This window comes from Phenylobacterium sp., from assembly GCF_036402295.1.
GTDB lineage: Bacteria > Pseudomonadota > Alphaproteobacteria > Caulobacterales > Caulobacteraceae > Phenylobacterium.
This window is the reverse complement of record NZ_DASWTE010000166.1, coordinates 1-5,952: the sequence shown is the minus strand read 5'-3', so window position 1 is coordinate 5,952 and position 5,952 is coordinate 1. Positions and strand designations below refer to the sequence as shown.

Sequence of the window (5,952 nt, the reverse complement as noted above, 5' to 3'; positions counted from 1 at the left end):
CCGGGTTGCCGGGTGGACAACTCGAACCACATGTACAGCTACTCGTTCGAGCCCAATCACGCCTGGCCGCAGCACTTCTCGCCCCAGCCGGTGCTGCTGGAGTACTTCCGCGGGATCGCCGCGAAGTACGACCTGCGCAAGCACATGCGCTTCGAGACCCAGGTCGAACTCCTGGCGTGGGACGAGGCCCGCAACGTCTGGCGCGCCACGCTGAAGGGCAAGGACGGCAAGACCGAGGTGGTCGAGGCGACCGCCGTTGTGACGGCCGTGGGCCAGCTGAACCGGCCGCGCTTCCCCGACATCGAGGGGATCGGCACGTTCGAGGGCCCGGCGTTCCACTCGGCGGAATGGCGTCACGACGTGGACCTGAAAGGCAAGCGCGTCGCCGTCATCGGCACCGGCGCCTCGTCCTACCAGTTCGTGCCCGAGATCGCGCCCGAGGTGGCGAAGCTGACGGTCTTCCAGCGCAACCCGCCGTGGGGCCTTCCGTCGCCGAACTACCACGAGGATGTGCCCGAGGGCATGAAGTGGACGCTGGAGCACGTGCCCTACTACGACAAGTGGTACCGGTTCTGGCTGTTCTGGATGACCACCGAGGGCTTCCTGCCGATGGTGAAGTCGGACCCGGCCTGGAACGAGACCACGTCGGTCAGCGGCGAGAACGCCATGCTGCGCGCCATGGCGCTGGAGTCCTACAAGACCCAGCTCGCCGACCGGCCCGACCTGCTGGACAAGGTGACGCCCAGCTATCCCGTCGGCGGCAAGCGCGCGGTGCTGGACAACGGCGTCTGGCTGGCCGCCCTCAAGCGAGAGAACGTCGAGCTCGTCACCGACAAGGTCGCGAAGATCACGCCGAAGGGCGTCGTCACGGCCGACGGCCAGGAGCGCGAGGCCGACGTGCTGATCTACGGCACCGGCTTCCAGGCCTCGAACTTCCTCTCGTTCCTGAAGATCAAAGGCCGCGGCGGGCGCGACCTGCACGACAGCTGGGGCGGCGACGCACGCGCCTACCTGGGCATGACCCACCCAGGCTTCCCGAACCTGTTCACGATCTACGGGCCGAACACCAACATCGTCGTCAACGGCTCGATCATCTTCTTCTCCGAGTGCGCGGTCCGCTACATCGTGGGTTGCCTCAAGCTGCTGGGCGAGACCGGGGCCGTGGCGATGGAGCCGAAGCAGGGCGTCTACGACGACTTCAACAGGCGCGTGGACGAGGCGAACGCCGGCTGGGCCTGGGGCTCGCCAAACGTTTCGAGCTGGTACAAAAATCAGTTCGGTCGGGTCAGCCAGAACTGGCCCTTCGGCCTGATCGACTACTGGCGCGCCACCCTGGCCCCGAACCCGGACGACTTCGTCCTGGAACGCGCGGCCGAGCCTGTGGCCTGAACGGGGAGAGACGATGAGCGACATCGAGGGCGGCTGCGCCTGCGGAGCCATCCGCTTCAAGATCGCGGGGCCGCTGGCCGGGGTGGGTGTCTGCCACTGCCGCGCCTGCCAGTACTCGACCGGCGGGCCGCCGAACTATGTGGCGCTGGCGATGAAGCCCACCTTCTCGGTCACGAAGGGCGAGGCGAAGGTGCACATGTCGAAGGCCGACAGCGGCGCCGACGTGGGCCGCGCCTTCTGCGCCGAGTGCGGGACGCCGCTGTACACCATCCCTGGGGAGGAGACGCCGTTCTACCCTGTGAAGCTGGGCGCGCTGGACGATCCGTCTGGCTATTCCCCGAACCTCCACCTCTACATGGAAGACGCCCAGCCCTGGCACCTCACCCACGAGGGCCTGCCGCAGTTTCCGCGGATGCCGCCGCGCTAAGGCTGACGTCATTGGCGCGGACGCGAACTGTTCCAGATTGCGCGGGAAGCGCGTAACCTCTCGTTTTGAGTGCGGGGCGGGGGCCTTTTAGTATGCCGTCGAGACGAGCGATTGGGGGGCCGTCGAAAGACGCCGTCGCGACGATGCGGCGACTCGAGGGGATCGTCGCCTCGGCGATGGACGGCATCATCACGGTCAACGATCGCCAGGAGATCGTTCTCTTCAATCCTGCGGCCGAGCGCATGTTCGGCATCGTGGCTGAGGAGGCCTTGGGTCAGCACATCTCCCGCTTCATTCCTGAGCGGTTCCGCCAGGCGCATGCGGCGCACATCCACCGCTTCGCGGAAACCGGAGTGACGAGCCGCCAGATGGGCGCCCTGGGGGCGATCAGTGGCCTGCGCACCGACGGGGAGGAGTTCCCGATCGAGGCGTCGATCTCCCAGGTGGAGGTCGGCGGCGAGCGGCTGTCGACGGTGATCTTGCGCGACATCACCGAGCGCAAGGCGGCCGAGGAGGCGCTGGTCGAGAGCCGCCGGCGCATGGAGGGCATCGTCGAGTCCGCGATGGACGCGCTCGTTACGATCGATGAGCAGCAGCGCATCATCCTCTTCAATCCCGCGGCCGAGCGGATGTTCGGCGTCGAGGCGGCCGAGGTGATCGGCGCTCCGCTCGAGCGGTTCATTCCCGAGCGGTTCCGCGCGGGCCACGCCGAGCATATCCGTCACTTCAAGGAAGCCGGCGTCACCAACCGGCGCATGGGTGCGCTGGGCGCCATCAGCGGTCTTCGCGCCAGCGGCGAGGAGTTCCCGGTCGAGGCGTCGATCTCCTACATCGAGGTCGGCGGCGCGCGCCTGGGCACGGTCATCCTGCGCGACATCACCGAACGCCGGGCGAACGAGGAGGCGCGCCTGCTGCTGGCCCGCGAGGTCGACCATCGCGCGAAGAACGCGCTCGCGGTCGTTCAGTCGGTTCTCGCGCTGACCCGCGCGACGACCAAGGAGGAATTCGTCGCCGCCGTCCGGGGCCGTGTCTCGTCGCTCGGCCGAGCGCACTCGCTGCTCGCCCAGAATCGGTGGGAAGGCGCTGACCTCGCCCGCGTCGTCACCGACGAGACGGCGGCGTACCAGGGCTCCGGCCAAGTGTTCATCAGCGGCCAGACCGTCCTGCTGCCGCCCAGCGCCGTGCAGCCGATCAGCCTGCTGATTCATGAGCTGGCGACCAACGCGGTGAAATATGGAGCGTTGTCCCGCGATACCGGCCGTGTGGACGTTTCGTGGACGATCCTGTCGGACGGACAGCTGCGCCTGGAATGGCGTGAGCACGGTGGTCCGCCCGTGTTGTCCGAGCCGGCGAACCAGGGCTTCGGTTCGACGCTGATCCGCGAGCTGGTCCGTCGCCAGCTCCAGGGGATCGCCGACCAGTCATGGGCCTCGTCGGGCATGACCTTGGTCCTCACCCTGCCGCCCACGGCCTATCGGGCCGAGGGGCCGCCCGTCGGGGCCACAGCGGCGGACTCCGGCGAGAGGGGCGCGGCGCCCCGACGTGCGGGCCGCCTGCTGGTGGTCGAGGACGAGGCGCTCATCGCCCTGGCCCTGGCGCGCGACCTGGACGCGATGGGATGGGAGATCGTCGGCCCGGCAGGATCGCTGGACGAGGCCATGAACCTGCTGGAGCGCGTCGGGCTGCCCGACGCTGCGGTGCTCGACATCAACCTTGGGGGCAAGCTGGTCTACCCGGTGGCCGACCGGCTGCGGGCGCATCAGGTGCCGTTCGTCTTCTGCTCGGGGTACGAGCAGCTGGAAGCCGACTCCCAGTTCGAGTCCTGCCCGCGGCTGCGCAAGCCCGTGGACGTGCAACTTCTCGACACGACGCTGCGACGCGTCCGCGCCGCCTGACCTCAGGTCTCGCCCGCCGTCAGCGCCAGCAGGGCGAACGACGCCAGCCAGTGCTCGCCCATGTAGTCGCCGGCCACGTGGGGCAGGGCGGCGGCGAGGTGCGTGCGGGCCGAGGCTTCGGCGACGGGACGCACGGCGTGGCCCTCCGGAATCGCGGCCGCGATCTCGCGCCAACACCACGCTCGCGACAGGTTCACGCCGTCGAGGTGGGCCATCTTGCCGTCGGTGCGGTCGGGTGGGACGGCAGGCGTGAAGAGGGTGGTCGGCGACTGCGCCGCCGCGCCGGGCAGGTAGGCGTCGAACCAGGCCGTGAATGCGTCGCCGTCGATGGCTCGCGACATGAGCGACGCTGTCATCAGCGTCGGCGACAGGAAGTCGTCCAGCGACGGTTCCCAGGCGTTGGCGTTGTGGTCCGCCGCATGCCAGCCCACCGCGCGCTCACGGACAAGGTCGCGCAGGCCCCCCCTCGACGGATAGTCCCACGCCAGCCGCAGGGCGAAGGCGGTCGATGAGTGGACGCCCGTGCGGATCGGGTAGTGCGCTAGAGGCAGGAACTCGAGGAAGCGGCGTTCGAAGGCGTCAGCCAGCGGCTGGTGGATCGCGGCCCACCGGGCGTCGTGGCGCAGCAGCTCGGTCTGCAGCATCAGTAGCCAGGCCCAGCCGTAGGGGCGCTCGAAGCCGCGGGAGGACGGTCGCAGGACGTACTCGGTCTCGACCGCGACCTTGTCGGCCGTGAAGGTCGCGTCGAACAGAGCCCGGATCGCCGGCGCCTCCGGGATTTCTGGATGCCGCCGCAGCACCGTCGCCAACGTCCAGTAGCCGTGGACGCAGGAGTGCCAGTCGAAGCTGCCGAAGAAGATCGGGTGCAGGTCGCGCGGACCCTGCACATCGTCGGGGCCCGTGAGCACGTGGTCCATCTTGTTGGGGTACTCGCGCGCCACGTGGCCCAGCGCGATGCGGGTGAACCTGGACGCCAGCTCGGGCGTGAGACGATCAGAAGGCGAGGACATACATCAGGATCGTGTTGGCGATGAGCAGGGGCAGCGCCGTGGGGATCTGCGCCTTGATCACGGCGTAGCGGTCGGGAAGCTCGAGCAGGGCGGCGGGCACCAGGTTGAAGTTGGCGGCCAGCGGGGTCATCAGCGTACCGCAGAAGCCCGACAGCATTCCGATCGATGCGATCACGGCCGGGTCGCCACCGAACTGCTTGATCAGGATCGGCAGGCCGATGCCGGCGGTCATCACCGGGAAGGCGGCGAAGGCGTTGCCCATGATCATCGTGAACCCAGCCATGCCCAGGCAGTAGACGGCCACCGCGGTCATCCGGGCGTCCATCGGGATGTAGCCAGTCACGAGCTGGCCGATCAGCTCGCCCACGCCGGCCAGCGCGAACACGGCGCCCAGCGCCGCCAGCATCTGCGGCAACAGGGCGGCCCAGCCGACGGTGTCCATCAGCCGTCGACCCTCCTGCAGCGGGCTCATGATCGGCTGGCGGAGCAGGATCAGGCCGACGCCCACGGCGATGACGGCGGCGAGCGCCAGCGACAGCAACGTCGCCTGCTTCGGATCGAGCAGCGGCGTCCCGCCGATCGTCACCGGCTTCAGCACCAGCACGCCGAACGCGACCACCACGGGCAGGGTCAGCGCCGGGATGAACAGCTTTTCGCCGAACCGGTCGGCCAGGACCTTGCGCTCTTCCGGCGAGGTGGTGGCCGGCTGGCCGCGGCCCAGGAGACCGAGCCCCGCGATCAGCGCCAGGCCCAGGACGAGAATCCCGTTGCCGAGGTCGCCGAGCCGGTCGCCGGCCAGGAAGCTGGTGGCGACGAGGCCCCAGAACACCGCGTTGCCGAGGCGGCGGTGATTGTTGCGGTCGAGCGCGCTCAGGACCGCAAAGGCGGCGAAGACGAGGCCCGCGAGCAGGTAGACGGCGCCGAGCTTGATCATGCGCCGGGCCCCCGGCGCAGGCGGCGATCGAAGAGGAGCAGCCGGCCGCCGTGGATCAGGAAGGCCACGATCGCCGTCGGGATGGCCCAGATCGACAGGTGGATCGGGTCGATGGTGATCCCGGCCGTCGCCAGGAAGCCCACCATCAGCAGGATCGAGCCGATGGCGATGAAGATGTCTTCGCCGAAGAAGAGCCCGACGTTGTCCGTGGCCGACGCCATGGCGCGGGTGTCCTGCCGGGTGTCGGCGTCAAGCGGCCCCGTCCGCGCCTCAACGGCGCCTTCGGCCATCGGCGCG

6 protein-coding genes are annotated in these 5,952 nt (G+C 69.0%); 3 read left to right on the top strand and 3 right to left on the bottom strand.

Annotated elements, in window-relative coordinates; translation table 11 throughout:
* The 3 genes from VGD44_RS10600 to VGD44_RS10590 form a co-directional block, all read left to right on the top strand.
* Window positions 1-1,389 (top strand): NAD(P)/FAD-dependent oxidoreductase (locus VGD44_RS10600; protein ID WP_331086694.1); only part of this gene is annotated, 1,389 nt, incomplete at its 5' end.
* A 13-nt stretch (window positions 1,390-1,402) separates the two neighbouring features.
* On the top strand, window positions 1,403-1,816 hold the full coding sequence (locus VGD44_RS10595) for a GFA family protein (protein WP_331086692.1): 414 nt from the start codon (window positions 1,403-1,405) through the stop codon (window positions 1,814-1,816).
* 143 nt (window positions 1,817-1,959) lie between these two features.
* Complete coding sequence (locus tag VGD44_RS10590; RefSeq protein WP_331086690.1) at window positions 1,960-3,711, top strand: PAS domain S-box protein; 1,752 nt, start codon at window positions 1,960-1,962, stop codon at window positions 3,709-3,711.
* A 2-nt stretch (window positions 3,712-3,713) separates the two neighbouring features.
* Here the strand turns inward: VGD44_RS10590 and VGD44_RS10585 are convergent, their stop codons facing one another.
* From VGD44_RS10585 to VGD44_RS10575, 3 genes are all read right to left on the bottom strand, one after another.
* On the bottom strand, window positions 3,714-4,721 hold the full coding sequence (locus VGD44_RS10585; protein ID WP_331086688.1) for a DUF2891 domain-containing protein: 1,008 nt from the start codon (window positions 4,719-4,721) through the stop codon (window positions 3,714-3,716).
* On the bottom strand, window positions 4,705-5,655 hold the full coding sequence (locus VGD44_RS10580; protein ID WP_331086686.1) for a DUF979 domain-containing protein: 951 nt from the start codon (window positions 5,653-5,655) through the stop codon (window positions 4,705-4,707). The genes VGD44_RS10585 and VGD44_RS10580 overlap by 17 nt, the downstream gene beginning before the upstream one ends.
* Window positions 5,652-5,952 (bottom strand): 5-oxoproline transporter, DUF969 family subunit (locus VGD44_RS10575; RefSeq protein ID WP_331086684.1); only part of this gene is annotated, 301 nt, incomplete at its 5' end. The genes VGD44_RS10580 and VGD44_RS10575, both read right to left, overlap by 4 nt.